The following is a 22,659-nucleotide window of genomic DNA, read 5'->3' as shown; positions in this document are numbered from 1 at the left end:
CGACCTACGCTCTGCGGAAGGGGAACAGGGCCCGCAGCTGCGAATCCCGCAGCCACAGCCCGCCCCACATGATCAGGCCGAGGTAGAGGCCGAACAGCTGATGGCTGAACAGGGGATTGCCGATCCGCACCTGGGTCGCCATCGCACCGCCGAGCAGGCCGGTCATCATGACGGCTCCCAGGACACTGGTGCGCGGATAGAGGTAGAGGGCCAGGAAGCCGAACTCCATCATCCCGATCGGCAACACCCACTCCGCCGACCAGCCCAGATCGACCAGGGTCTGGGCCGCGATCGGCATGCCCATGAATTTCGGAGCGATCGAGGCGCCCAGCATGAACAGGGCGAACAGGCCGGTCAGGACGCGGCCGGACCAGACCATGGGCGAGGCGTTCACGATTGCACCGCCGGCATGGTGTTGATCATCCACGGTACGCCGAACCTGTCGGTGAAGCCGCCGAAGCCGGGCGACCAGGGGCTCTCGGCGAAGGGCATGCGGACCTCGCCGCCCTGCGACAGATCCTTGAAGATACGGCGAGCATCCTCGACCTTGTCGAAATGCAGGGTGACGTCGAAGCCGTCCTTGGGCTTGTGCATGTCCGGCGCAAAGTCCGGGTGCATGTCGGAGCCCATGATCGCCTGGTCGCCGACCTGCAGCCAGCAGTGCATCAGCCAGTCGCGGATTTGCGGCGGCGTCGGCATGCCGGGGAAACCCTCGCCATAGGGGATGGCGGCCGTGATCTCGCCGCCGAGAGCGCCGGCGTAAAAATCGAAGGCTTCGCGGCAGGTGCCGGGGAAGCTCAGACTGGTCACGATCTTCATGGTCTGCTCCTTCAGTCGGGGTTGGCGGCCAGCCAGGCTTCCAGCCTGTCGGTGGTGGAGGTCCAGCCGTGCCTGTGGCCGGTCAGGCTCTGTTCGGACTTCAGACCCTCGTGGGTGAAGTCCATGTGTGTCCGGCCGTCCGCCGTGTCGGCGAAGCGGACGGTCACAAGGGTGTCGACGGGCGGACCGTCCTCGTGACTCTCGTCCCACCTGAAGGTGAAGACGATCCGTTCGGGGGCGACGATTTCGCGATAGACCCCGCCCTGCCAAAGGTCCTCGCCGGTCGTCGGTGAGCGCAGGCAGATGCGCCACTCGCCGCCGACCCGGAAGTCGACTGTGGCGCTGACGGCCGGCCATTCGACCGGCCCCATCCAAAGGACCAGGATCTCCGGGTTGGACCAGGCGCGCCAGACCAGGTCGCGCGGCGCGTTGAAGACGCGCTGCAGGTTCAGGGTCGGGCGGGACGGAGCCTCGGCGACGACGGGGCTCATCGGATCAGAACGTCTTCACGATTTCGGCAAGCTGGTCGGCGACCGTGCCCCAGCCCTCGTGGAAGCCCATCTGCTCGTGCTGCTTCATCGCGTCTTCGTTCCAGTGGCTGGCGACGGCCGTGTATTTCGTCTTGCCGTCGGCGGTCGGCTCCATGTCGACGCGGGCGACCATGAAGGGCTGGCCCGCGGGCTTCCACCCGGAGGTGAAGGCGTCGGTGGTGATGATGCGGCGGTTCGGTACGACCTCCAGGAAGACGCCGCTGTTCGGGAACACCTCGCCGTCGGGGCCGTGCATAGTGAAGTTGAAGCGGCCGCCTACGCGGGCCTCGACGATCGGGTCGACGATCTTCCAGGGCTTGGGCGCGAACCACTGGGCCAGGATCGCGGCGTCCGTGTAGGCCCTGAAGACCTTCTCTGGCGGCGCATCGATAATGCGTTCCAGCATCAGGTCGAAGGCGTGTGCCGCGCCGTCGGTGTCGCAGGGATTGGTCTCAGTTTCTTTTGCCATCGTCGTTTCCTTTCTGAATCTTGCGCAAATAATCTTCCAGACGGTCGAAGCTCTGGTCCCAGTAGCGGCGGTAGTGTTCCAGCCACTCGGCCATGCCCCTCATGCCCATCGGCTCCAGTCGGGCAGGGCGCCACTGGGCCTCCTTGCCGCGAGAGATCAGGCCGGCCTTTTCCAGCACCTTCAGATGCTTCGAGACCGCCGGCAGACTCATGTCGAACGGTTCCGCTAGGTCGCTGACCGAACACTCGCCCTCGGTCAGCCGGGCCAGGATGGCCCGACGGGTCGGGTGGGCCAGGGCGGCGAACTTGGCGGAGAGGGGATCGGTCTGCATGGCGGGTTTCGTGTTGAACTGATCGGTTAAATGAACCTGTCGGATCGCGTTGTCAACCGTCCGGTTAAATAAAGGAACGGAACGACGCAGGGGCTCGTATCGTTGGTGCAATCTGCAGCCCGGAGAACACCATGCGCGCCGTCGTCCTGAACTGCACCCTTAAGCCTTCGCCCAAGACCTCATCGACCGAGGCGCTCGCGAAAGTGGTCATCGCCGAGCTTGAGAAGGGCGGTGCCGAGGTCGAACTGATCCGCCTCGTCGACCTGAACATCAAGCCCGGCGTCAGCGCCGACGAGGGGGACGGTGATCAGTGGCCGGGCGTGGACGCGAAATTGAAGGCTGCCGACATCGTCGTCTTCGCCACCCCGATCTGGCTGGGCCAGATGTCCAGCATCGCCCTGCGCGCGCTCGAACGCATGGACGCCTGGTTCGGAGAAACCGACGACACGGGCCGTCCGGTCGCCTTCGGAAAGGTCGCAGGCATCGTCGTCACCGGCAACGAGGACGGCGCGCACAATGTCGTTGCCACGATCTGCCAAGGCCTGATCGATATGGGCTTCACCATCCCGGGGCAGAGCTGGACCTACTGGCACCTCGGCCCGGGACCCGGCGCCGACGACGTCGATACCGACGAAGGCCACGACTATTCCGATCGCGTGGGCCGTAACGCCGCCCGCAACCTGATCGCCCTGGCGAAGGTGCTCAAGCCGACCACCTATCCGGTTCCGGAAAGCGGCGATCGGGGTTAGGACTGGGGTTCATCCCGCTGGAGGCCTCCGCCATGTTCGCAGCCCTCGCCCTCGCCGCCGCGCTACAGGCCACGCCGGAGGCCCAGGTCGCCGCCGTTCTCGATCAGTTGAACGTCGCCTCGGCCGCCGCCGCCGCCGACGCCTATTTCGCCCTCTATACGCCGGACGCCCGCTTCGTCGGCACTGACGCCGGCGAGCACTGGACCATCGCGGAGCTGCGCGAATACGCCACGCCACACTTCAATCGAGGCAACGGCTGGTCCTATCCGGCCACTGAACGGACCATAACCATCGCCCCGATCGAATGCCGCTGCATCGCCTGGTTCGAGGAACAGCTGACCAACGACAGCTACGGCCGCACGCGCGGTTCGGGCGTCATGCGGCTGACCGACGGCGGCTGGAAGATCGAGCAATACGTCCTCAGCCTCGCCGTTCCCAACGACCTCGCCAGCCCCATCGCCCGCATCATCAAGACCTTCGAGGCGGCGAAAGAGACGCCGGCGCCGGCCGCGGCCCCCGCCGACTGATGGAGTTCCACGAAGAGGCCTTCGTCCTGTCGGCGCGGGCCCATGGCGACACCGGGGTGGTCGTCGACCTGCTGACCGAGACCCACGGTCGTCACTCGGCCTATGTCGCCGGCGGGGCGTCGCGCCGCATGAAGCCCTTCCTGCAGCCCGGCGCTCGGGTCATCGCCGACTATCGCGCCCGGACCAGCGACCACCTCGGCTCGGCTCGTTTGGAGCCCGTGGGGGAGGGGCCCAGCGCCCTGTTCGACGACGGGCTGGCCCTGACCGGCCTCGCCGCTGCCGCCGCTGTGGCGCAAGGCGCCCTGCCCGAACGCGAGCCCCACCCCGGCGCCTTCCTGGCCTTCGAGGCCCTGATGGCGGCCTTCCAGATCCCGTCCGTCTGGCCCGCTATCTTCGTGCGTTTCGAGGCGGGCCTGCTGGAGGATCTCGGCTTCGGCCTGGACCTGTCGCGCTGCGCCGTCACCGGCACGATGGACGACCTGATCTGGGTCAGCCCCCGCACCGGCCGCGCCGTCTCCCGTGAGGCCGGCGCCCCCTATGCCGACAAGCTGCTGAAGCTACCGCCCTTCATGCTGGGCGCCCAGGCGGGTCTGGACGAGGGCGACGTGCGGTCGGGCCTCGACCTGACCGGCCATTTCCTCGAGCAGTTCGTCTTCCACCCCCAGAACAAGCCGATCCCGTCGGCCCGCGTCTGGATGATCGACAAGCTGGCGGAGCAGGGGCGGCTCTAACCCCCGTGCGCGGTCGGGTGGCGCGGCTCATAGAGCGCCAGCATCCGCCCGCCCGGCCCCTCGATCTCGCAGACGACGCCCCAGCCCCGGTCGGCGCGCGGTCCGCACTTGCCGCCGCGTCCCTCGATCTCCTTCACGGTCGCCTCGATCTCGTCGCACTGGAAATAGAAGGCGAAGCTGCCTTCCCCCTCCGTCTCGTGCACCGCGAGCTCGGTGGGCGGGACCTTTAGCATCCAGCGCCCGCCGCCCACGTCCACACCGGTCAGCCCCAGCACATGGCGCAGGAAGTCGTTCATCGCCTCGGTGTTGCGGTCGTAGATCATCACGTGCCCGCCGTTGATCATCGTCTTCCCCTCCCAAGTGGCCGACGACCTTGCCGCCCGACGCTTCCCCTTCTAATCCCGAGGGGCAAGACACGGAAGCGAACGCCATGAAACCCATCCTTGAGCAGCTCGAAGCCCGCCGCGAAGCCGCGCGCCAGGGGGGCGGCCCCGCCCGCATCGCCAGTCAGCACGCCAAGGGCAAGCTGACCGCCCGCGAGCGGATCGAGGTCCTGCTGGACGAGGGCAGCTTCGAAGAGACCGACATGTTCGTCGAGCACCGCTCGCACGACTTCGGCATGGAAACCCAGCGCGTCCCCGGCGACGGCGTGGTCACCGGCCGCGGCACGATCGGCGGTCGTCTGGTCTATGTCTTCTCCAAGGATTTCACGGTTTTCGGGGGCTCTCTTAGCGGCGCGCATGCCGCCAAGATCGTCAAGCTCCAGACCATGGCCCTGACCAACGGCGCCCCGATTATCGGCCTCTTCGACGCCGGCGGCGCCCGCATCCAGGAGGGTGTCGAGAGCCTCGCGGGCTATGCCGACATCTTCCTCCAGAACACCCTGGCCTCGGGCGTCATCCCCCAGATCAGCGTCATCATGGGCCCCTGCGCCGGCGGCGACGTCTATTCCCCCGCCATCACCGACTTCATCTTCATGGTGAAGGACACGAGCTACATGTACGTGACCGGTCCCGACGTGGTGAAGACCGTCACCAACGAGGTCGTGACGCATGAGGACCTCGGCGGCGCCCGCGTGCATTCGCAGAAGTCCGGCGTCGCCGACGGCGCCTTCGAGAACGACCTGGAGGCCCTCAGCGAGGTCCGCCGCCTGATCGGCTTTTTGCCCTTGTCCAACCGCGAGAAGCCGCCGGTCCGCGACAGCTACGACGATCCCGACCGCGACGAGGCCTCGCTCGACACCCTGGTCCCGGCCAATCCGAACCAGCCCTATGACATCAAGGAACTGATCCTGAAGACGGTCGACGAGGCCGAGTTCTTCGAGATCGGCGCCGACTTCGCCCGCAACATCGTCTGCGGCTTCGGCCGGCTGGATGGCCAGCCGATCGGCATCGTCGCCAATCAGCCCCAGGTGCTGGCGGGCGTGCTGGACATCGACTCCAGCCGCAAGGCCGCCCGGTTCGTGCGCTTCTGCGATGCCTTTTCCATCCCGCTGGTCACCTTCGTCGACGTCCCCGGCTTCATGCCCGGCACGCGCCAGGAATACGGCGGCCTGATCAAACACGGCGCCAAGCTGCTGTTCGCCTATGCCGAGGCCACCGTGCCCAAGCTGACGGTGATCACGAGGAAGGCCTATGGCGGCGCCTATGACGTGATGAGCTCCAAACACCTGCGCGGCGACGTCAACTACGCCTGGCCCTCGGCCGAGATCGCCGTCATGGGCGCCAAGGGCGCGGTCGAGATCATCTTCCGCAAGGAAGCCGGCGATCCGGCGGCGCTGGCCGCCCGCGAGGCCGAGTACAAGGCCCGCTTCGCCAATCCGTTCGTGGCTGCAGGCCTGGGCTATATCGACGACGTGATCATGCCGCACGGCACGCGGCGGAGACTGATCCGGGCGCTCCGGACGCTGAAGAACAAACAGCAGACGAACCCGTGGAAGAAGCACGATAATATTCCGCTCTGACCCACCGCCTCTTCCTCTTCTCGCCGACCCACGGGCACGGGGGTGGAGACGGCGTGGGCCGCTCACCCCGGCCTTCTCCCCTTGCGGGAGAAGGTGGCAGCCGAAGGCTGACGGATGAGGGGTCACGCCGGCGGTCGGAGTGAGGGGTTGGAGCAGAGCTGACGTTCGATGTCGGCGCGACCCCTCATCCGACATCGCTTCGCTCGGCCACCTTCTCCCGCAACGGGAGAAGAGCTATCATAACCTATGGATGAATGGCTCCAGGGGCGAGCGAAGGCGATGCGGCGTCAGCCGGTGCTCTATGAGCGCCGTCTGTGGAGGCTGCTGCGGGACCGTCGTCTGCAAGGGCTGAAGTTCAGGCGGCAGGTCGTCATCGGCCGCTACATCGCCGATTTCGCCTGCCTGCGTCACCGTCTGATCGTCGAAGCGGACGGCCCGACGCATGACGCCAGCCTCCACGATGTCGAGCGCGACGTCTTCCTGCGCGAGCAGAATTTCTGCGTCCTGCGCTTCGCGAATGCAGACATCGAGAACCGGCGGCACGAGGTGGTCGCCGCCATCCTCGCCGCATCAGCCCCGATGACGAACCCGTGACCCCCGGCCCAACGGGTTGAAAATACGGCCCCGCTTGCCCATCTAAGCCCTACCCTGAACTCTTTTTCCGCCCGCCGACGCCCCCCAGCGCCGGCGCGTTCTTGCTTTCGCGGACAAGCCCTCAGGACCCGACAATCCTGAAGGAGACGCCTTGTTCGCTCAACGCAAAGCCCCGTTCGCCCCCCGCTCCAACCCCGGTTCGCGCTACGGCTATCACCCCGCGCCCATCCGCGCCCGCGTCGGTCTGGCCATGCGCCGCGCCATGAATTTCGGCGAAATGCCCGAGGCCGAGGCCACGCTCCGCTCCAGCGGCCTGTCGCTGGCTCCGATGTCGATCGGTGAGGCTGATCTGAATCTCGGGGGGACCAGCGTGCTGGCCACCGCCGGCGTCGCCGACCTCGATAACGGCGCGCTGAAGGCCCTGGTCGTGCCGGGCGGATCCAGCGACGCCGCGTCCCGCGCCGCCCTCGATGACGCCATCACCCGCGCCTGGTCCAAGGGCGCCCCCGTGTTCGCCTTCGGAGACGGCGTGGTCCTCACCCTGGATGCGCTTGGCATGAACAGCGCCCCCTACGCCGATGCCCCCGCCGTCATCGTGACCGGCGACACGGTCGAGACCCTGGCTGACCAGAACGCCGTCGCCGCCGCCGCCGGCCGTGTGGGCTGACGTCCGTCTTGATGCGGCCAGCCTCCCTCTCTCGTTGCGGGCGAGGGAGGCTCCGTTCTGGCGCCATACCCATCAACGGATCGTCCGAATCCGCCTTTGAAATCAAGGCCCGGCTCTAACGAGAGGCCTTTTATCCATCACCCGCTGAAACGCCCCCATACTGATCCCTTTCGTGCGGAAGGGATCATCATGAGCGAACGCTTCGGACGCATTGGACACTTCGCACGGTGTTTTCGCGTTCGGGCCAGCCGGACTCAGTGGACGATCTGTACTGAATTCTCCGGAGTCCGGAAGGCCCGGACCCCGCCAGCCGGAGCCGGCGGGGAATCCGGCGACTACTCCGCCGCCTTCTTCGCGGCGGGGGCCTTCTTCGGGGAGGCCCTCTTCGCGGCCGGCTTCTTGGCTGCGGGTTTCTTCGCCGCGGCAGCCTTGGGCGCCGCCTTCTTCGCCGGGGCCTTCTTGGGCTTGGGCGCGACCAGGGCGCGGGCGGCCAGCAGGGGCACGGCGACATCCATGGTCATGTCCTCGGGCGCCGTGCCCTTGGGCAGGGTGGCGTTGATCTTGCCCGACTTCACATACGGCCCGAAGCGGCCGGCCATGACGTGGACCGGCTCGCCCGTTTCGGGGTGGGCGCCCAGGTCCTTCAGCGGCGCTGTGGCGGCGCCCCGGCCCTTGAACCCGCCGGCCCGCTTCTCGGCCAGCAGGACCACGGCGCGGTTCAGGCCGATCTCGAACACCTCGTCGATGTCGGCGACATTGGCATAGGTGCCGGCGTGCAGGATGAAGGGGCCATAGCGACCCAGACCCGCCGTGATCGGCTTGCCGTCCTCGGGGTGGTCGCCCACCTCGCGCGGGAGGCCCAGCAGGCGCAAGGCCTGCTCCAGCGTCAGCGACGCCGGGCTCCAGCCCTTGGGCAGGGAGGAGCGTTTGGGCTTCTCCTCGTCCGGCACGGCGGTTTCGACATAGGGGCCGAAGCGGCCGATCTTCAGATGTACCGGCAGGCCGGTCACCGGATCGACGCCCAGCTCCCGGTCACCGCCCTCGGCGCCGCCGTCGGCTGCATCGGGGGCCGCCACCGGCCGGGTGAACTTGCAGTCGGGATAGCGCGAGCAGCCGACGAAGGCGCCGAAGCGGCTGGTCTTCAAACTCAGCTGGCCCTGTTTGCACAGGGGGCATTCGCGCGGGTCCGAGCCGTCTTCCTTCATCGGGAAGATGTGCGCCCCCAGGCTCTCGTTCAGGGCGTCCAGGATGGCCGTGGTGCGCAGTTCGCCCGCCGCCTGGGTCGCGACATGGAAGTCGCTCCAGAACTCGCGCAGCAGCACCTTCCAGTTCAGCTCGCCGGCCGAAACCTCGTCCAGCCGGGTCTCCAGCGCCGCAGTGAAATCGTATTCCACCCATTTGCGGAAGAACTGCTCCAGGAAGGCCGTGACCAGCCGTCCCTTGTCCTCGGGATAGAAGCGGTTCTTGTCCATCCGGACGTATTCGCGGTCGCGCAGGGTCGTCAGGATCGAGGCATAGGTCGAGGGCCGGCCGATGCCGAGCTCTTCCAGCTTCTTGACCAGGGTGGCTTCCGAGAAGCGCGGGGGCGGCTCGGTGAAATGCTGTTCGGTGCGGATCGCCTCGACCTTCGCCTTCGCGCCTTCCTTCAGCGCGGGGAGGCGGGCGGTGTCGTCGTCCTCCTCGGATTCGGCGCCCTTCTGCTTCTCGTCGCGGCCTTCCTCGTAGACGGCCAGGAAGCCGTCGAAGGTCACGACCTGGCCGGTGGCGCGCAGGCCAGTCTGGCCGTCGGGCGTCCCGACCTCGACCGTGGTCCGGTCCAGACGCGCGGCCTCCATCTGGGAGGCGACCATCCGCTTCCAGATCAGCTCGTAGAGGCGCTGCAGGTCGCTCTCGAGCCGCAGACTGTCGGGGCGGCGGGCGATATTGGTCGGGCGGATCGCCTCGTGCGCCTCCTGGGCGTTCTTGGCCTTGGTCTTGTAGTAGCGGGCCTCGGCCGGGACGAAGGCCGGGCCGAAGGTCTCGCTGATGACTTCGCGCGCCTGGGCGATGCCCTCGGGCGTCGTCTGGACGCCGTCGGTCCGCATATAGGTGATCAGGCCGCCGGTCTCATCGACGCCCTCGTACAGCTTCTGGGCCGCGCGCATGGTGCGCTGGGCGTCGAAGCCGAGCTTGCGCGACGCCTCCTGCTGCAGGGTCGAGGTGGTGAAGGGCGGGGAAGGGAAGCGGCGGACCGGCTTCTTCTCGATCGACTTGATGGTGAAATCGCCGGCCTTGATCGCGTCGCGGGCGGCGAACGCAACAGACTCAGAGGGGATGTCCAGACGCTGGATCCGCTTGCCTTCGTGCTTGACCAGACGCGTGGTGAAGGGCGGGCTGTCGGCGGCCAGGTCGGCCTCGATCGACCAGTACTCCTGGGCCTTGAACCGCTCGATCTCCATCTCGCGGTCGACGACGATGCGCAGGGCGACGGACTGAACCCGACCCGCAGAACGGGCGCCGGGGAGCTTGCGCCACAGGACCGGAGACAGGGTGAAGCCGACCAGATAGTCCAGCGCGCGGCGGGCCAGATAGGCCTCGACCAGTTCCATATCGAGCTGGCGCGGATTGGCCATGGCTTCGAGCACGGCCGACTTGGTGATGGCGTTGAAGGTGACGCGCTCGACGTGCGTGTCCTTCAGCACCTTCTTCTTGGTCAGGATTTCCAGAACATGCCAGCTGATCGCCTCACCCTCGCGGTCGGGGTCGGTGGCCAGGATGACGCGGTCGGCGCGCTTGGCCGCCTCGGCGATCTCCGAGAGACGCTTGGACGCCTTGGCGTCGATCTCCCAATCCATCGAGAAGTCGTCGTCCGGCTTCACCGATCCATCCTTGGACGGCAGGTCGCGAACGTGCCCGTAGGACGCCAGAACCTCGAAGTCCGGGCCGAGGTACTTATTGATGGTCTTGGCCTTCGCGGGGCTCTCGACAATAACGAGATTCATTACGGCTCAGTCTGGGAGGAGGGGGGCAGAACGTGGTTGGGGTTGCGAACCCTGTCAACCGGGCGAGACATTCCAGCTCATTCTCTCGTTAAGGTTGCCAAGATACCCAAGGTTGTATCCAATGGCTCCGGTGGCTATGGAAAGGGCTATGGCGATGCAGCGCGCGAGTGAAACGGCAGGAGCGACCCCGATCAGGGCCCCGCAGGACGAAGCAACGACGGATTTCCCCGTGCGTGAATATATCAGCGCCATGGCGCTGGAGCTGGCCCAGATGGCGCGGTGGGACGGCGATGAGGCGCTGGGACGGTTGCTGGAAAGCGCAGCGGCCCTGGCCGGCGAGCCTTTGAGGCGCTCCGGGGCGCAACGCGCCGAGCCGGGCCGGCGTCGCCCGGCCTAGATCGAGGCCGATCCGCCCGGCAGCAGGGTCGCCCGCCCGGCCAGGCTGAGCTCCAGCAGCGCGGCGGCCACTTCGCCGATCGGCGCGTCAAGGGCGCGGGCGATCTCGTCGCGCGGCGTCGGCGTCGGCGAAAGGAGGTCTGCGACCCTGTTGAGGAAGGCAGCGTCGATCTCGTCCGGAGCCCCCTCGAAGGGATGATCGACCGGAGGTTCGCGCAGTGTCCTCAGCGTCTCGAAGGCGCGGCGGACATCGTCGATCCCTTCGCACAGGATGGCGCCCTGCCGCAGCAGTTCGTTCGGCCCCTTCGAGCGGGGATCCAGTGATGAACCCGGTACGGCGAAGACATCCCGTCCCTGCTCGTTGGCCAGGCGCGCGGTGATCAAGGACCCTGAACGAAGTTCGGCCTCGACCACGATCACGCCGCGCGACAGGCCGGAGATAATCCGGTTGCGCCTCGGGAAATCCCGCGCCTGGGCCCGCGCGCCCATCGGGCTTTCAGACACGACACAGCCTTGCTCGACAATCTGCTCATAGAGGCAGGCGTCTCGGAGGGATAGACGTCGTCGACCCCGCCGCCGAGCACCGCAACCGTGCCCGTTTCCAGCGATCCGGCATGGGCGGCTGCGTCGATGCCGCGCGCCAGGCCCGAGACAACGACGAACCCCGCCTGTCCCAACTGCTGGGCGAGGCCGCGCGCGATCCGCTGACCGCCCGCCGACGCGACCCGGGCGCCCACCACGGCGACGGATTCGCGCGAGAACAGGGCGACGTCGCCCCGAGTCCACAGAACCGGCGGCGGCGGATCGACGGCGGCGAGCATCGGCGGATAGGCGGCGTCGCCGAGCACCAGAAGCCCGGCTCCGGCGCGGTCGCCGGCCGCCAGCTCCTGTTCGATCTGCTCGACTGGCGGCAGGCTGTAGCCGTGGCCGCCGCCTTTTTGGATCAGGTCGGGCAGGGCGTCCAGTGCGCGCCCGGCGCCGCCGAACCGGTCCAGAAGCTGCCGGAAGGAAACCGGGCCGACTCTCTCTGCTCGCGCGAGGCGCAGGCGGGCGAAGCGCTCGGCTTCCGGGAGGCTCACGTTTTCGCGGCGCCGATACGGGGCTCGGTCCCCTTCAGCAGGCGGCCGATGTTCTCGTTATGCCGGATGTAGATCAGGACCGCCGTGACGATCGCCAGCCAGAAGATCGGCTGGGCGGCCGGTAGGGCCAAGGCGGGCAGGGGCAGCAGGGCATAGATCGGCGCTGCCGCTGCGGCCGCCAGCGCCGCCAGTGACGAATACCGCAGGGCGAAGGCGACGATCAGCCAGGTGGCCCCGGCCATGAGGCCCAGTGGCCAGCAGGCGGCGATAAGGAGGCCGAAGAAGGTCGCCACTCCCTTGCCGCCCTTGAAGCCCAGCCAGACGGGAAACAGGTGGCCGAGGAAGGCCGCGCCGCCGGCGATGGCGCCCGCGACGTCCGAACCGAACAGATGGCGCGCGATCAGAAGGGCGGCGGCGCCCTTGCCCGCGTCAAGCAGCAAGGTGGCGAGCGCCAGATCCTTGCGGCCGGTGCGGAGCACATTGGTCGCGCCGATGTTGCCGGAGCCGATAGTGCGCACGTCGCCGGCTCCGGCGGCGCGGGTGATGAGCACGCCGAACGGAATGGAGCCCAGCAGGTAGCCGCCGACAGCCACCGCCGCGAGCGTGCCCAAGGCTGGAGCCACAAGATCCTGCAACCGATTCTCTCCCGACATTCGTTGGCCCCGAACATGCGTCGGTGGCGCGGCGCGGGCAAGGGACGCGCCTGTCTTACGCCAGTCGATCTGGAGGGCTATGAGGTCGGCCTCGATCGTACAGGCCGCCCCATGACCCGCTTCCTCGCTCCCGCGCTGATGACCGCCCTTCTGGCTTCCGGATGCGCGGTGACGCCGATGCGAAACGCATCGGACGCGCCGGCCCTAGCAGCCTATTTCGACTGTGTGAGACAGAGCGGGGGTGTGGCCATCTCGGCGCACCGGGCGCAGTCGGCCGATGACCAGCCGGAAAACTCCATTGCCGCTATCGAGGCGACGGGGCGAGCAATTCCGGGCGCGATCGTGGAAATCGATGCGGTTCTGACCCGGGACGGCAGGCTGGTGCTGATGCACGACGAGACGATGGAGCGAACCTCGACGGGGACGGGCCGGGTCGCGGATCTGACCTTCGCCGAGGTTCGCGCGACGCGGCTTGAAGCGACCAACGGCGATGTGACCGACGCGCCGCCGCCGACGCTGCGCGAGGCGCTGGTCGCCGCCGGTCGTGCGGGAGCCATCGCCAGCATCGACCTGAAGCCTGCCGATGAGGCGGCGACGATCACCCTGGCACGGGCCGTCATCGCCGAGGTGCGGGCTGCGGGCGCCGGGGACCGGGTCATCCTGATCACCTATTCGCCGGAGACGGCCCGCGCCGTGGCGGTCCTGGCGCCCGAGATGATGATCTCAGCCGGACTCGACGACGTCGCGGGTCTCGAGGGACTGAGCGTGCCGCAGATCCTGGCCTGGACCGGCACGCGGGAAGTCCGGCCCGCGCTTTGGCGGTCGCTCGCCGCGGCGGGCGTGGAGGTCCAGTTCGGCACGCTCGGCGCGCCGGGCCGGCGGCTGGACGACCAGTATGCGGCGGACGCCGACCTGTCCGAATACCGCGCCCTGTTCGATCAGGGCGCGGTCGTGATCGCGACCGACGCGCCGCTCGCTGTGCAGTCGGTACTCGGCGTCCAGCTGGCTGCGGCGCAGCGATGCCCGCGCTGAGGCCCGCGTGTCTTTACGGTCTGCCAGCGGACCCATGATGAAGAGCCCGTCCGGAGCGATCCGGGCGGGCCTTTCGATGTCAGAGACCCAGCTTTGCCTTCAGGATCTCGTTGACCGAGGCCGGGTTGGCCTTGCCGCCGGTGGCCTTCATGACCTGGCCGACGAACCAGCCGAGGGCCTGGGGCTTTTCGGCGACGGCGGCGGCCTTGTCGGGGTTGGCGGCGATCAGTTCGTCGACGGCCTTTTCGATGGCGCCGGTGTCGTTGACCTGGACCAGGCCGCGCGCCTCGACGACGGCGCGGGGCGAACCCTCACCGTTCCAGACGTGGTCGAAGACTTCCTTGGCGATCTTGGAGGAGATCACGCCCTCCTCGATCAGGGCGACCAGTTCGGCGACCTGGGAGGCGGGCAGGGGGCTTTCGGAGAAATCCTTGTGGTCGGCGGCTAGACGCGCCGACAGTTCGTTGGTGACCCAGTTGGCGACCAGCTTGGCGTCACGCCCTTTGGCGGCTTCCTCGAAATAGTCGGCCTTGGCCTGTTCGGAGATCAGGACCACGGCGTCATATTGCGACAGGCCGTAGTCGGCCATCAGGCGACGGCGCTTGGCGTCGGGCAGTTCCGGCAGGTCGGCCTTGATGGCGTCGATCCAGGCCTGTTCCAGCTCCAGCGGCAGCAGGTCCGGGTCCGGGAAGTAGCGATAGTCGTTCGCCTCTTCCTTGGAGCGCATCGAGCGGGTCTCGCCGGCCGTGGGGTCGTAGAGGCGGGTCTCCTGAACGATCTTGCCGCCGTCCTCGAGGATCTCGATCTGGCGACGGGCCTCGTAGTTAATGGCCTGGGAGATGAAGCGGAACGAGTTGACGTTCTTGATCTCGCAGCGGGTGCCGAGGTGGCTGAAGTCGCCTGTGGCCTTGAATTTCTCGTATTGGCCGACGCGGCAGACGGAGACGTTGACGTCGGCGCGAAGGTTGCCCTTCTCCATGTCGCCGTCGCAGGTGCCGAGATAGATCAGGATGGTGCGGATCTTCTTGACGTAGGCGACCGCCTCTTCCGGCGAGCGGATATCGGGGCGCGAGACGATCTCCATCAGCGCCGTGCCCGCCCGGTTCAGGTCGACATAGCTCTCGGTCGGCGACAGGTCGTGGATCAGCTTGCCCGCATCCTGTTCCAGGTGCAGGCGCTCGATGCCGACGTTGAAGAAGGAGCCGTCCTCGGCCTCCACCTCCACGACGCCCTCGCCGACGATGGGGAAGTAGAGCTGCGAGATCTGATAGCCCTGCGGCAGGTCGGGGTAGAAATAGTTCTTCCGGTCGAACTGGCTCTTGCGATTGATCGCCGCGTTGAGGCCCAGACCCGTCTTAACGGCCTGTTCGACGCAGTGCCTGTTCAGGGTCGGCAGCATGCCGGGGAAGCCCGCGTCGATCAGTGACACCTGCTCGTTCGGGCCCGCGCCGAAGCCGACGGCGGCGCCGGAGAACAGCTTGGCCTTCGAGGCGACCTGGGCGTGGATTTCCAGACCCATGACGATTTCCCAGTCGCCGGTGCGGCCCTGGATCAGTTTCGAGGAGGAGAGGGTGTCGGTCATCCGGCTTTCCTAGCGCCGCGTGCGCCGCAGCGAAAGTTCCTGTCTTGAGCCCGTCGCGATTTGCGGGTCATCTGGGGTTCTTTACCTTCCGGAGTGTTGCCATGATCAAGTCCGTCCTCGCCGCCGCCGCCCTCGCGGCTGTTTCCACTGCCGCCTTCGCCCAGACCGCCCCCGCTCAGGATCACTCGGCCCACGCCGGCCACGCGGCTCCGGCCGCCGCCCTGCCGACCATCGACAGCCCGATCAAGGACCTGCTGGCCAATCCGGCGACCGCCGCCGTGGTCGAGAAACACCTGCCGGGCGTCAGCCAGCATCCGGCCCTGCCGCAGTTCCAGGACATGACCCTGGGCCAGGTCGCCCCCATGTCGGGCGGCGCGGTCACTCCGGCGATCATCACCGCCATCGACGCCGACCTGAAGGCCTTGCCGGCGGACTAGGCGGCTTCGGCTCTCCCTCCCCCTCGGGGGGAGGGGCGTCGCGCAGCGACGTGGCGGGGGCGGCAGGTCGATGCGGATGCTGGGTTGCGGGGCTTTGCCTTGCCGCCCCCACCCGGTCTCCGCCTTCGGCTCCGACCACCCTCCCCCGAGGGGGAGGGAGAAGACTGGACGTGAGTCATCGCTCTTCCGCTGTGAACGGGTCGGGGAAGCCGACGGAGCCCGGGCGGTCGCCCGGAACCGATATGGCCCCCTGCTTTCGCGTTACGGGGACCGGATGAGAATTTTCCGCTCGCGCCGGGGCTCCGTCGCGACCGGTTCACGCGAGCGGCCGGTGACGGGCTTCGTGCAGCCTGCCGGGGTGGTGTCTGTTCGACCCCCGGACCTTTGCGCCGCTTAAACCCAGTCCGACCTAAGCCCACGACGGGCGGAGGGTGTCAGGTCCCTCCGGGCTCCACGGTTTGTCACCCCGCAGACAGTCCTGCATCCGCGCCGGTTCGTGCCTCCACGGATCCAGGTCCTCGCCGGATCAGGGTCCTCGGCCGCGCGCAGCGATGCAGTTTCCCGCTCGATCGCGCCCCCTCGCACGTCCGGGTCCTGGGCCCAGGACGCCTTCCCCTCGCGACGGGACGGGAGAAGTGTACGCCCGGTTCGGAGGGCGCCTGCGATAAAGGCTCTAAATAAAGCCGGGTATTGATTTCAAAGGCGGATTCGGACGATCCGTTGATGGGTATGGGGCCCTTCCGCAGGATGCGAGGCGCCGGTGTCAGCCGCCGGGGCGGACGACCATGCAGGTGACGCGACGTTGGGCGAGGGCTTCGCAGGCGGACTGTGCGGCGGCCTCGGTCATGCCGGTGAAGCGTGAGCGATGCCAGCCGGCGGCGCTGGCGACGCTCCGTTCCGCGGCCGTGAACTGGGTGCGGAAGCGGCGATTGACTTCGGTCAGCCAGTTGCGGGCCACGGTTTCGTCGCGGAAGGCGCCGACCTGGACGGACCAGCGGCCGGCGGGCGGCGTCGCGGCTGGCCGAGGCGGATTGGCGACGGCGCCGCGGTTCAAGCTTGAGGTTGCGCCGGGGGGCGGGGCGACGCCGCCGTTGAGGCTGGCGGTCAGGTTGCCGGTTCTGGGAGCCGGGATCGCCTCGGCGCGGCGAACTGGCGGCGTTGCGGCGGGCGGGACTGGCGTCGCGCGGGTATAACCCGGCGGCGAGGCGGTCGGAGCCACCGGTTGGGATGCAGGCAGGGGCAAGGAGGCGTAGGCGATGCCGCTGGAGCCCTGGCCTTCCTCGACCTCGGCCGGGGCACCGTTGAGGGCCGCATAGGCGACGGCGCCGCCTGTATCTGGGCCGCCGATGCCGAAGCCGCGTGCCTCGAAGAAGGCCTGGGCCACCTGGATGCGCTCACCGGCGGCGCGGCGGTTCTCCACCTCGAAGCCGGTGTCCATCAGGGAGGCGACATGGGCGTTGCGCGTCGGGCTGGACCGGCCGCCGAGCACGATGGTGATGACCCGCTTGCCGTTGCGGACCGCCGAGGCCGCAAGATTGTAGCCCGAGGCGTTGGTGAAGCCGGTCTTGATGCCGTCATAGCCGGCGCCGCTCAGCAGCAGGCCGTTGGTGTTGCGGTACTCGCGGCCCTGATAGTTCCAGTCATGCAGGCCGAAGTAGCTGTAATATTGGGGGTAATCGCGCATGATGGCGCGGGCGAGGATGGCGAGGTCGCGGGCCGAGGTCAGCTGTCGACTGTCGGGCAGGCCGTTCGGATTGACGTAGCGGGTCTGGGTCATGCCCAGCTCCTCGGCCTTCAGCGTCATCATCGAAGCGAAGCGGGCCTGGGAGCCCCCGATCTCTTCGGCGAGGGCCATGGCCATGTCATTGGCCGAGCGGACGGCCGTGGCGCGCATGGCGTCGTCCATACGAATCGTCTGGCCGGCGGCGAGGCCCAGCTTGGATGGCGGTTGGGAGGCAGCGAGCGGCGAGACGGTGATGATGTCGTCAAGCGTCGCCGTACCCTTTTCGAGCGCCTCGAATACCAGATACAGGGTCATCATCTTGGTGATGGAGGCCGGATAGCGACGGCTGTCGGCGTGGCGGGCGAACAGGACCTCTCCGGTGCTGGCGTCGACGACGATGGCGGCGTAGCGGCTGTTCTCGCCCGACTGGGCCTGAACCCGGTTGAAGCCGAGGCCGGCCAGGCCGACCAGAAGGCTGAGTGCACACAGGCCTGCGACGACCCTGTGCAGGGTGGGGCGACGGAGTGGGGTCGATCCGGTACGCATCATCGCCAAGCGAAGCCTCTTACATCCGTGACGCGGCGACGGCCCCCCGGCGCGACGCAAGTGAAGAACCTAGCATGAGGACCGCAGGTTTCACGGTGGTTAAGCAGGTATCAACGCGGATTTGAACGAACCAGTCCTGACAGGCGAACAGGTGAACAGCGATAATATGGTGCGCTGCACAAAAAATCCTTGACCCTTGTTCGCAACTGCACCATAAAAGCCTCGTCGATCCGGGACTCTCCCGGCGAGAGCACCATTCAGGCGGGGCAACCGCCACATCAGGTTCAGGAGACCACCATGGCTGACAGCACCGAAACCGTGAAGAAGACCATCGAACAGGCCACCGCGACCGCCAAGGTCCAGGGCGAGCAGTTCAAGGCCCAGGCCGAACAGCTCCAGGCCAAGGGCACGCAAGCCCTGCGCGAAGGCGTCGAGAAGACCTCGGCCACGATGGCTGAACTGTCGGCTCAGTCGAAGCAGAACCTGGAAGCCCTGACCGCCTCGGCCACCGCCGCCCAGAAGGGCGCCGAGGCCCTGTCGGCCCAGGTCGTTTCCTACAGCAAGACGAGCTGGGAAAATGGCGTCGCCGCCGCCCAGACCATCTCGCAAGCCCGTTCGATCCAGGAGCTGATCGAACTGCAGACCAACTTCGCCAAATCGGCGATGGAAACCTATCTTTCGGAAGTCACCAAGATGACCGAGACCCTGACCGGTTCGGTCAAGGACAGCTTCAAGCCCATCAACGAGCGCGTCACCGCCTCGGTCGAGAAGTTCCAGGCCGCCCGCTAGAGCCTGATCGCTTGAGATGGAAGCGCTGCGCGCTTCTGTCGAAAGCGTGAATCAGACTCTCGCTTATATCTGCAGCAGGATTCACGGCATCAGCGGAATCGCGAAGCGATTCCTCCTCAGCCGATCCTGCTCTAAGGCGACCCGACCTTCCCGTCGCGTAACGAAAAGGCCCCCCGGAGCGATCCGGGGGGCCTTCTTCATGCGCGTCGCCGTGGGGATCAGTCGCGACGTGCAGAGCCGGAAGCGGTCGCGCCAGCCGAGACCGATGCGCCGTTGCGGTTTGCCGCGGTCGCGCCGTTGAAGCCGCCAGCGCCGTTGAGGGCGCGTGTACGGGCCGGGGGATCATTGGCCACGGGCTGCGGATCGGCTGCGGGGGCTGCCGCCTGGTCCTCGGACACCGGGCTGGCGGCGTCTTGCTCGACAGCGGGGGCCGAGACGAGGCCGCCCTGGCCGTTGCCAGAGGCTGAGCCCGAGAGCGCGCCATCGGTGAAGGCGGCCGCGCCGTTCAGGACGCCGGAACCCTCGCCCTGCAGCGACCCGGCGCGATTGAGCGTTCCGCCAAGGGCGCCCTGGCCGTTGGCGGCCGCGGTTCCGGTCCGGTCGCCGGCGCGGGAGGCCGCAGCGGCGGCGCGCGCCTGTGCGGCCTGGGTGCGGCGTTCGGCACGGGTCAGACCGTCCGTGGCCCGATCCCGCAGCCGCGACGCGTCGAGACCGCCGGTCAGGGATCCGGTCCCGCCGAAGGAACCGGCTCCGCCCAGCCCTCCGAGGCCGCCGCCTAGTCCGCCGCCGACACCGCCGCCGAGGCCGCCGGTCAGTCCGCCCGATCCGCCGAGGATTTGGGCCTGGGCGCCGCCGGCCAGGGCCAGGCCGAAGGCGACGGTCGCCAGGGTGAGTGTCTTGTTCATGTCAGGATCTCCTGTGGCTCTTGGGGCGTGACGCCCGCACAGGGTCCAACGACCGGCCGTCCCGGTTTCATCCCGGGCGGGCGACGATTTTTCAGCGCGACAACCGGCCCCGGGCGCCCATGGCGTCCGGAGCGACGCGCGACCGGGCGCCGACCAGACCCGCGCCATAAACCGGATCCCGGCCGCGTTCGCCGAGGTCGACGGCTGTCTCCGCGAGGGCCGAGACGGTCTCCCGGGCCAGAAGACCCGCCACGATGGGGGCGGCGAAGGAGGAACCGCGCACGGTCGTCCAGCTTCCGGCCGAGCCGGCGGCGGCCATGTCGGCGCCCGGGGCGGCGAAATCGACCTGCGGCCCGCGCGCGGCCTCGGGCAGGGCCCGGTCGCGCGCGGAGACCGCGGTCACCCCGACCACATCGTCATAGGAGGCGGGGTAGAGGGGCGGGGCGGCGGGGCCGTCGTTGCCGACGGCGGCGACCAGGGTGACGCCGCGCGCCTGGGCCCCCGCGACGGCGCGTTCCAGCAGGGCGTTGCGGGGGCCGACGAGGCTGACGTTCACGACCGTGGCGCGCTGTTCGACCATCCAGGCCAGGGCCTGGGCGAGGCCGGTGGCGGTGCCGCCCGCCGCCTGTCCGCCGTAGATGTCGGCCACCATGATGTCGGCGCCGGGCGACCCGCCCGCGAAGGCGCCGCTGCGGCCGATCATCAGGGAGGCGACGGCCGTGCCGTGGGCGCCGATCCGGGCGGGACCGGCGAAGCCGCGCTGGGTGACGCCGGACCCGGTGAAGGCCGGGTGGGTAACGTCGATGCCGGTGTCGATCAGACCCAGTCGGGCGTTCGTCGCCTGGGCACCTGTCGCGGCGAGGCCGCCGGTCGCGCCCGGGCCCTCCATGCTCGCCGGAACGTGGACATGGTTGAAGGCGACGTCCGTGTCGGGCGCGATCCGGCGCAGGCGGTCCACGGCGCGCTTGAGCGACGTCCGTCGCGGCGGCGAGAGCACGGTGGCGGAGAGGCCGAGCGCCTCCAGCGGCTCCTCGCGGAGGACGGAATACCCCGCTGCCAGGGCTAGGGCCCGGGCGTCGGGCGCCAGGTCGATGGCGACGATCTCTCCGGCGGCGACCGGCCAGCCGAGCGGATCGGCCTGGAGCGCGCCACGCGAGCTGCGGATCAGGCCGTCCAGCCGGGCCGGCGCCTGAAGCGCGCGGTCCAGAGTGCGATCGATCAGATCATCGCCCCCGCGTGGCAGTCGATCCATGATGGCGGACGGCAGGGTCGGCAGGGGGGGGCCGGGCAGGCCGCCCAGCTGCGCCCATGACGGGGTGGCGACCGCGAGGGCCGCCAGCGCCAGGCATCCCGCGATCCCCTTGGCTGTGATCCGTCTGGCCAGAGCCATCGTCTTCCTTTCATCCGTCGTGCGCGGCACGGCCTTACATTCGTCCTATGCCATGGATGAAACGAACGGGGCCGGTCGTTTCATCCGACATGGACGAGGTAGGGGTTTGGACGAATTTCAGACGGGGCTTGTGGAGCTGCTTCCGCGCCTGCGCCGCTTTGCACGTGTTCTGCGGCCCCACGATGCGGATGCGCAGGATCTGGTCCAGCAGACCGTCGAGCGGGCGCTGGCGTCGCGGTCGAAATTCAGGGACGGCACGCGGCTCGACAGCTGGACCTTCACAATCATGAGACGGATCGCGATAGACGAAGGCCGATCGATCCTGCGCTGGGGCAGGGTGGTGGCGGCAGAGGACGACGCCACCGTCCGGGTGGCGGACCTGAGCCAGGCCGACGAAAGCCTGCGTGCGGACGCCCTGGCGGCGCGCGACGCCATACATGCCCTTCCGGACGATCAGAGGCACGCCGTCGCCCTGGTGCTGGTCGAAGGGCTTTCCTACGCCGAGGCGGCCAAGGTGCTGGGCGTGCCCGCTGGGACGCTGACGAGCCGGTTGGTCCGGGGCAGGCAGAGCCTGATCCAGACCCTGGCCGAACAAGGAGTGACCGGATGACCCGGCTGGACGACGAAATCCTGATGCGCCGGGTCGACGGCGAACTGGGCCCGACGGAGGCGGCGGCCGTGGATGCGGCGGCAGAGGCGGACCCGACGATCGCCTCCCGGATTGCGGCGCTGCGGAGGACGCGGACGGCGGCGGTGGGGGCCTTCCCGGCCGCGACAGATGCGCGCGACAGGGATCTGGCGCGGCTGATCGCGGCATCGAGGCGGCCGTCGCCGTTCGAAGGGATCGGCAGGGCTCTGGCGGAGGCGTTGGCGCCGCGCCGGGCGGTCATCTGGGGCGGACTGGCGACGGCGGCCTTCGTCGGCGGGCTGGCGCTGGGGCCGCTGCTGGACGGTCGTTCCGAGGGGCTCCGCGTCGAAGGCGGGGCGCTGGCCGACCCAGGGCTGGTCCGGGTGCTGGACACGCGACTGAACGCCGACGGAGCTGACGGAGCGGGCCGATCCGTGGGGCTGACGTTCAGGGATGGGGAGGGGCGCTGGTGCCGGACCTTCCAGGCGGCTGAGGCCGGAGTGGCGGGCCTGGCTTGTCGGCGCGACGACGGCTGGGCCATGCAGGTGCTGGCGCCGTTGGCGCCCTCGTCGGGCGATATCCGGATGGCTGGGAGCGATACGCCCGAGGCTGTGCTGGACCTCGTCGATGCGACGATCGTGGGCGAAGCTCTCGGCGCGGCTGATGAAGCGCAGGCGCGAAACGGCGGATGGCGCCAGCGCTCCGCGGGCGTTTCACGACAGCCGTGACTGGACGCGACTCCAAAACCGGCTGACACTTCCTACATAGCGTTTCGACTCCCCCGAAATGACGGACGACGATGCCAACCAAAAGGCCAGGTGAAGGACAGGATCAGGGCTTCGGCGCTGGCACCATCACCGAAACGAAACCGAAGCTTCAGAAGCCCTCGCTGTATCGGGTGCTGATCCTGAACGACGACTACACGCCGATGGAATTCGTCGTCTATGTGCTGGAGCGGTTCTTCCAGAAGAGCCGCGAGGACGCGACCCGCATCATGCTGCATGTGCATCAGCATGGCGTCGGTGTGTGCGGCGTCTTCACCTACGAAGTGGCCGAAACCAAGGTCGCCCAGGTGGTCGAGACGGCGCGCCGTCACCAGCACCCGCTGCAATGCACTATGGAAAAAGACTGAGAGGAT

The 22,659-nt window shown here is 68.3% G+C and carries 25 protein-coding genes and 1 pseudogene; 13 read left to right on the top strand and 13 right to left on the bottom strand.

Annotated features, from left to right (window positions below; translation table 11 throughout):
• Positions 1-4: 4 nt before the first annotated feature.
• The 5 genes from ACP7AU_RS05390 to ACP7AU_RS05370 are packed head-to-tail and all read right to left on the bottom strand — an operon-like array spanning position 5 to position 2,149.
• Positions 5-394: a DoxX family protein gene (locus ACP7AU_RS05390; protein ID WP_426050759.1), complete on the bottom strand. Its 390-nt coding sequence runs from the start codon at positions 392-394 to the stop codon at positions 5-7.
• The gene (locus ACP7AU_RS05385; RefSeq protein ID WP_426050758.1) at positions 391-819 is read right to left on the bottom strand and encodes a VOC family protein; all 429 of its coding nucleotides are present in this window, start codon (positions 817-819) and stop codon (positions 391-393) included. Before ACP7AU_RS05385 ends, ACP7AU_RS05390 begins: the two co-directional genes overlap by 4 nt.
• A gap of 11 nt (positions 820-830) precedes the next feature.
• Positions 831-1,310 carry an SRPBCC family protein gene (locus tag ACP7AU_RS05380; RefSeq protein WP_426050757.1) on the bottom strand — a complete coding sequence of 160 codons (480 nt, stop codon included), beginning with the start codon at positions 1,308-1,310 and terminating at the stop codon, positions 831-833.
• A gap of 4 nt (positions 1,311-1,314) precedes the next feature.
• A complete protein-coding gene (locus ACP7AU_RS05375) occupies positions 1,315-1,818 on the bottom strand; it encodes an SRPBCC family protein (protein WP_426050756.1) in 504 nt (167 codons plus the stop codon).
• A complete protein-coding gene (locus tag ACP7AU_RS05370; RefSeq protein WP_426050755.1) occupies positions 1,802-2,149 on the bottom strand; it encodes an ArsR/SmtB family transcription factor in 348 nt (115 codons plus the stop codon). The genes ACP7AU_RS05375 and ACP7AU_RS05370 overlap by 17 nt, the downstream gene beginning before the upstream one ends.
• Before the next feature lie 131 nt (positions 2,150-2,280).
• Between ACP7AU_RS05370 and ACP7AU_RS05365 the strand changes: the two genes are divergently transcribed.
• Genes ACP7AU_RS05365 through recO form a run of 3 tightly spaced genes read left to right on the top strand, consistent with a single transcriptional unit; the run spans position 2,281 to position 4,156 of the window.
• The gene (locus tag ACP7AU_RS05365; RefSeq protein ID WP_426050754.1) at positions 2,281-2,898 is read left to right on the top strand and encodes a flavodoxin family protein; all 618 of its coding nucleotides are present in this window, start codon (positions 2,281-2,283) and stop codon (positions 2,896-2,898) included.
• Between the two features lie 32 nt (positions 2,899-2,930).
• Complete coding sequence (locus ACP7AU_RS05360) at positions 2,931-3,425, top strand: nuclear transport factor 2 family protein (RefSeq protein WP_426050753.1); 495 nt, start codon at positions 2,931-2,933, stop codon at positions 3,423-3,425.
• Positions 3,425-4,156 (top strand): DNA repair protein RecO, encoded by a 732-nt coding sequence (recO, locus tag ACP7AU_RS05355; protein WP_426050752.1) that lies wholly within the window; start codon positions 3,425-3,427, stop codon positions 4,154-4,156. The genes ACP7AU_RS05360 and recO overlap by 1 nt, the downstream gene beginning before the upstream one ends.
• On the opposite strand, the gene ACP7AU_RS05350 is transcribed toward recO, so the two are convergent.
• Positions 4,153-4,500, bottom strand: a complete 348-nt coding sequence (locus ACP7AU_RS05350) for a VOC family protein (protein WP_426050751.1) — start codon at positions 4,498-4,500, stop codon at positions 4,153-4,155. The genes recO and ACP7AU_RS05350 overlap by 4 nt on opposite strands.
• Positions 4,501-4,586: 86 nt before the next feature.
• Here ACP7AU_RS05350 and ACP7AU_RS05345 point away from each other — a divergent pair, with 86 nt between their 5' ends.
• The 3 genes from ACP7AU_RS05345 to ACP7AU_RS05335 all read left to right on the top strand — a co-directional run bounded on the left by ACP7AU_RS05345 (position 4,587) and on the right by ACP7AU_RS05335 (position 7,380).
• Positions 4,587-6,119 carry an acyl-CoA carboxylase subunit beta gene (locus ACP7AU_RS05345; RefSeq protein WP_426050750.1) on the top strand — a complete coding sequence of 511 codons (1,533 nt, stop codon included), beginning with the start codon at positions 4,587-4,589 and terminating at the stop codon, positions 6,117-6,119.
• 246 nt (positions 6,120-6,365) lie between these two features.
• Complete coding sequence (locus ACP7AU_RS05340) at positions 6,366-6,713, top strand: endonuclease domain-containing protein (RefSeq protein ID WP_426050749.1); 348 nt, start codon at positions 6,366-6,368, stop codon at positions 6,711-6,713.
• A 151-nt stretch (positions 6,714-6,864) separates the two neighbouring features.
• A complete protein-coding gene (locus ACP7AU_RS05335; protein WP_426039182.1) occupies positions 6,865-7,380 on the top strand; it encodes a hypothetical protein in 516 nt (171 codons plus the stop codon).
• Positions 7,381-7,715: 335 nt separating this feature from the next.
• On the opposite strand, the gene topA is transcribed toward ACP7AU_RS05335, so the two are convergent.
• A complete protein-coding gene (topA, locus tag ACP7AU_RS05330; protein WP_426050748.1) occupies positions 7,716-10,361 on the bottom strand; it encodes a type I DNA topoisomerase in 2,646 nt (881 codons plus the stop codon).
• 229 nt (positions 10,362-10,590) lie between these two features.
• On the opposite strand from topA, the gene ACP7AU_RS05325 reads away from it, so the two are divergent.
• A complete protein-coding gene (locus tag ACP7AU_RS05325) occupies positions 10,591-10,758 on the top strand; it encodes a hypothetical protein (protein WP_425989896.1) in 168 nt (55 codons plus the stop codon).
• Here the strand turns inward: ACP7AU_RS05325 and dprA are convergent.
• Both dprA and plsY read right to left on the bottom strand, forming a co-directional pair.
• A pseudogene (dprA, locus tag ACP7AU_RS05320) lies at positions 10,755-11,836 on the bottom strand (DNA-processing protein DprA). The gene ACP7AU_RS05325 and the pseudogene dprA overlap by 4 nt on opposite strands.
• Positions 11,833-12,471, bottom strand: a complete 639-nt coding sequence (gene plsY, locus ACP7AU_RS05315) for a glycerol-3-phosphate 1-O-acyltransferase PlsY (protein ID WP_426050747.1) — start codon at positions 12,469-12,471, stop codon at positions 11,833-11,835. Before plsY ends, dprA begins: the two are co-directional and overlap by 4 nt.
• Positions 12,472-12,504: 33 nt before the next feature.
• Here plsY and ACP7AU_RS05310 point away from each other — a divergent pair, with 33 nt between their 5' ends.
• A complete protein-coding gene (locus ACP7AU_RS05310) occupies positions 12,505-13,521 on the top strand; it encodes a glycerophosphodiester phosphodiesterase family protein (protein ID WP_426050746.1) in 1,017 nt (338 codons plus the stop codon).
• 79 nt (positions 13,522-13,600) lie between these two features.
• Here ACP7AU_RS05310 and gatB read toward each other — a convergent pair whose 3' ends face one another.
• Positions 13,601-15,103, bottom strand: coding sequence for an Asp-tRNA(Asn)/Glu-tRNA(Gln) amidotransferase subunit GatB (gatB, locus tag ACP7AU_RS05305; protein ID WP_426050745.1), 1,503 nt, complete (start codon positions 15,101-15,103; stop codon positions 13,601-13,603).
• 101 nt (positions 15,104-15,204) lie between these two features.
• Between gatB and ACP7AU_RS05300 the strand changes: the two genes are divergently transcribed.
• On the top strand, positions 15,205-15,540 hold the full coding sequence (locus tag ACP7AU_RS05300; RefSeq protein ID WP_426039189.1) for a hypothetical protein: 336 nt from the start codon (positions 15,205-15,207) through the stop codon (positions 15,538-15,540).
• Positions 15,541-16,303: 763 nt separating this feature from the next.
• Here ACP7AU_RS05300 and ACP7AU_RS05295 read toward each other — a convergent pair.
• Complete coding sequence (locus ACP7AU_RS05295) at positions 16,304-17,812, bottom strand: D-alanyl-D-alanine carboxypeptidase (protein ID WP_426050794.1); 1,509 nt, start codon at positions 17,810-17,812, stop codon at positions 16,304-16,306.
• 294 nt (positions 17,813-18,106) lie between these two features.
• Between ACP7AU_RS05295 and ACP7AU_RS05290 the strand changes: the two genes are divergently transcribed.
• Positions 18,107-18,598, top strand: a complete 492-nt coding sequence (locus ACP7AU_RS05290; RefSeq protein WP_303694318.1) for a phasin family protein — start codon at positions 18,107-18,109, stop codon at positions 18,596-18,598.
• Between the two features lie 218 nt (positions 18,599-18,816).
• Here ACP7AU_RS05290 and ACP7AU_RS05285 read toward each other — a convergent pair whose 3' ends face one another.
• Both ACP7AU_RS05285 and ACP7AU_RS05280 read right to left on the bottom strand, forming a co-directional pair.
• Complete coding sequence (locus ACP7AU_RS05285) at positions 18,817-19,503, bottom strand: hypothetical protein (RefSeq protein ID WP_426050744.1); 687 nt, start codon at positions 19,501-19,503, stop codon at positions 18,817-18,819.
• 91 nt (positions 19,504-19,594) lie between these two features.
• Positions 19,595-20,893, bottom strand: a complete 1,299-nt coding sequence (locus ACP7AU_RS05280; protein ID WP_426050743.1) for a S8 family serine peptidase — start codon at positions 20,891-20,893, stop codon at positions 19,595-19,597.
• A 130-nt stretch (positions 20,894-21,023) separates the two neighbouring features.
• On the opposite strand from ACP7AU_RS05280, the gene ACP7AU_RS05275 reads away from it, so the two are divergent.
• From ACP7AU_RS05275 to clpS, 3 genes are all read left to right on the top strand, one after another.
• Positions 21,024-21,503, top strand: a complete 480-nt coding sequence (locus ACP7AU_RS05275) for an RNA polymerase sigma factor (RefSeq protein ID WP_426050742.1) — start codon at positions 21,024-21,026, stop codon at positions 21,501-21,503.
• Positions 21,500-22,249, top strand: a complete 750-nt coding sequence (locus tag ACP7AU_RS05270; RefSeq protein WP_426050741.1) for a hypothetical protein — start codon at positions 21,500-21,502, stop codon at positions 22,247-22,249. Before ACP7AU_RS05275 ends, ACP7AU_RS05270 begins: the two co-directional genes overlap by 4 nt.
• A gap of 71 nt (positions 22,250-22,320) precedes the next feature.
• Entirely contained in the window at positions 22,321-22,653 is a 333-nt protein-coding gene (clpS, locus tag ACP7AU_RS05265) for an ATP-dependent Clp protease adapter ClpS (protein ID WP_303694323.1), read from the top strand.
• The last annotated feature ends 6 nt before the right edge of the window (positions 22,654-22,659 follow it).

Source organism: Brevundimonas sp. SL161, assembly GCF_049896985.1.
In the GTDB taxonomy this organism is placed as follows: Bacteria; Pseudomonadota; Alphaproteobacteria; order Caulobacterales; family Caulobacteraceae; genus Brevundimonas.
Note: the sequence above shows the minus strand (reverse complement) of the source record. Positions and strands in the feature narration are given on the sequence as shown.

Bases quoted from the DNA above. Each gene is read 5' to 3' on its own strand.
- ACP7AU_RS05375 (WP_426050756.1), bottom strand. From the start codon at position 1,818: ATGGCAAAAGAAACTGAGACCAATCCCTGCGACACCGACGGCGCGGCA.
- ACP7AU_RS05295 (WP_426050794.1), bottom strand. From the start codon at position 17,812: ATGATGCGTACCGGATCGACCCCACTCCGTCGCCCCACCCTGCACAGG.
- ACP7AU_RS05285 (WP_426050744.1), bottom strand. From the start codon at position 19,503: ATGAACAAGACACTCACCCTGGCGACCGTCGCCTTCGGCCTGGCCCTG.
- ACP7AU_RS05290 (WP_303694318.1), top strand. From the start codon at position 18,107: ATGGCTGACAGCACCGAAACCGTGAAGAAGACCATCGAACAGGCCACC.
- ACP7AU_RS05365 (WP_426050754.1), top strand. From the start codon at position 2,281: ATGCGCGCCGTCGTCCTGAACTGCACCCTTAAGCCTTCGCCCAAGACC.
- ACP7AU_RS05270 (WP_426050741.1), top strand. From the start codon at position 21,500: ATGACCCGGCTGGACGACGAAATCCTGATGCGCCGGGTCGACGGCGAA.
- ACP7AU_RS05345 (WP_426050750.1), top strand. From the start codon at position 4,587: ATGAAACCCATCCTTGAGCAGCTCGAAGCCCGCCGCGAAGCCGCGCGC.
- recO (WP_426050752.1), top strand. From the start codon at position 3,425: ATGGAGTTCCACGAAGAGGCCTTCGTCCTGTCGGCGCGGGCCCATGGC.
- clpS (WP_303694323.1), top strand. From the start codon at position 22,321: ATGCCAACCAAAAGGCCAGGTGAAGGACAGGATCAGGGCTTCGGCGCT.
- ACP7AU_RS05380 (WP_426050757.1), bottom strand. From the start codon at position 1,310: ATGAGCCCCGTCGTCGCCGAGGCTCCGTCCCGCCCGACCCTGAACCTG.
- topA (WP_426050748.1), bottom strand. From the start codon at position 10,361: ATGAATCTCGTTATTGTCGAGAGCCCCGCGAAGGCCAAGACCATCAAT.
- ACP7AU_RS05310 (WP_426050746.1), top strand. From the start codon at position 12,505: ATGCGTCGGTGGCGCGGCGCGGGCAAGGGACGCGCCTGTCTTACGCCA.
- ACP7AU_RS05280 (WP_426050743.1), bottom strand. From the start codon at position 20,893: ATGGCTCTGGCCAGACGGATCACAGCCAAGGGGATCGCGGGATGCCTG.
- ACP7AU_RS05340 (WP_426050749.1), top strand. From the start codon at position 6,366: ATGGATGAATGGCTCCAGGGGCGAGCGAAGGCGATGCGGCGTCAGCCG.
- ACP7AU_RS05350 (WP_426050751.1), bottom strand. From the start codon at position 4,500: ATGATCAACGGCGGGCACGTGATGATCTACGACCGCAACACCGAGGCG.
- ACP7AU_RS05360 (WP_426050753.1), top strand. From the start codon at position 2,931: ATGTTCGCAGCCCTCGCCCTCGCCGCCGCGCTACAGGCCACGCCGGAG.
- ACP7AU_RS05300 (WP_426039189.1), top strand. From the start codon at position 15,205: ATGATCAAGTCCGTCCTCGCCGCCGCCGCCCTCGCGGCTGTTTCCACT.
- ACP7AU_RS05370 (WP_426050755.1), bottom strand. From the start codon at position 2,149: ATGCAGACCGATCCCCTCTCCGCCAAGTTCGCCGCCCTGGCCCACCCG.
- ACP7AU_RS05385 (WP_426050758.1), bottom strand. From the start codon at position 819: ATGAAGATCGTGACCAGTCTGAGCTTCCCCGGCACCTGCCGCGAAGCC.
- gatB (WP_426050745.1), bottom strand. From the start codon at position 15,103: ATGACCGACACCCTCTCCTCCTCGAAACTGATCCAGGGCCGCACCGGC.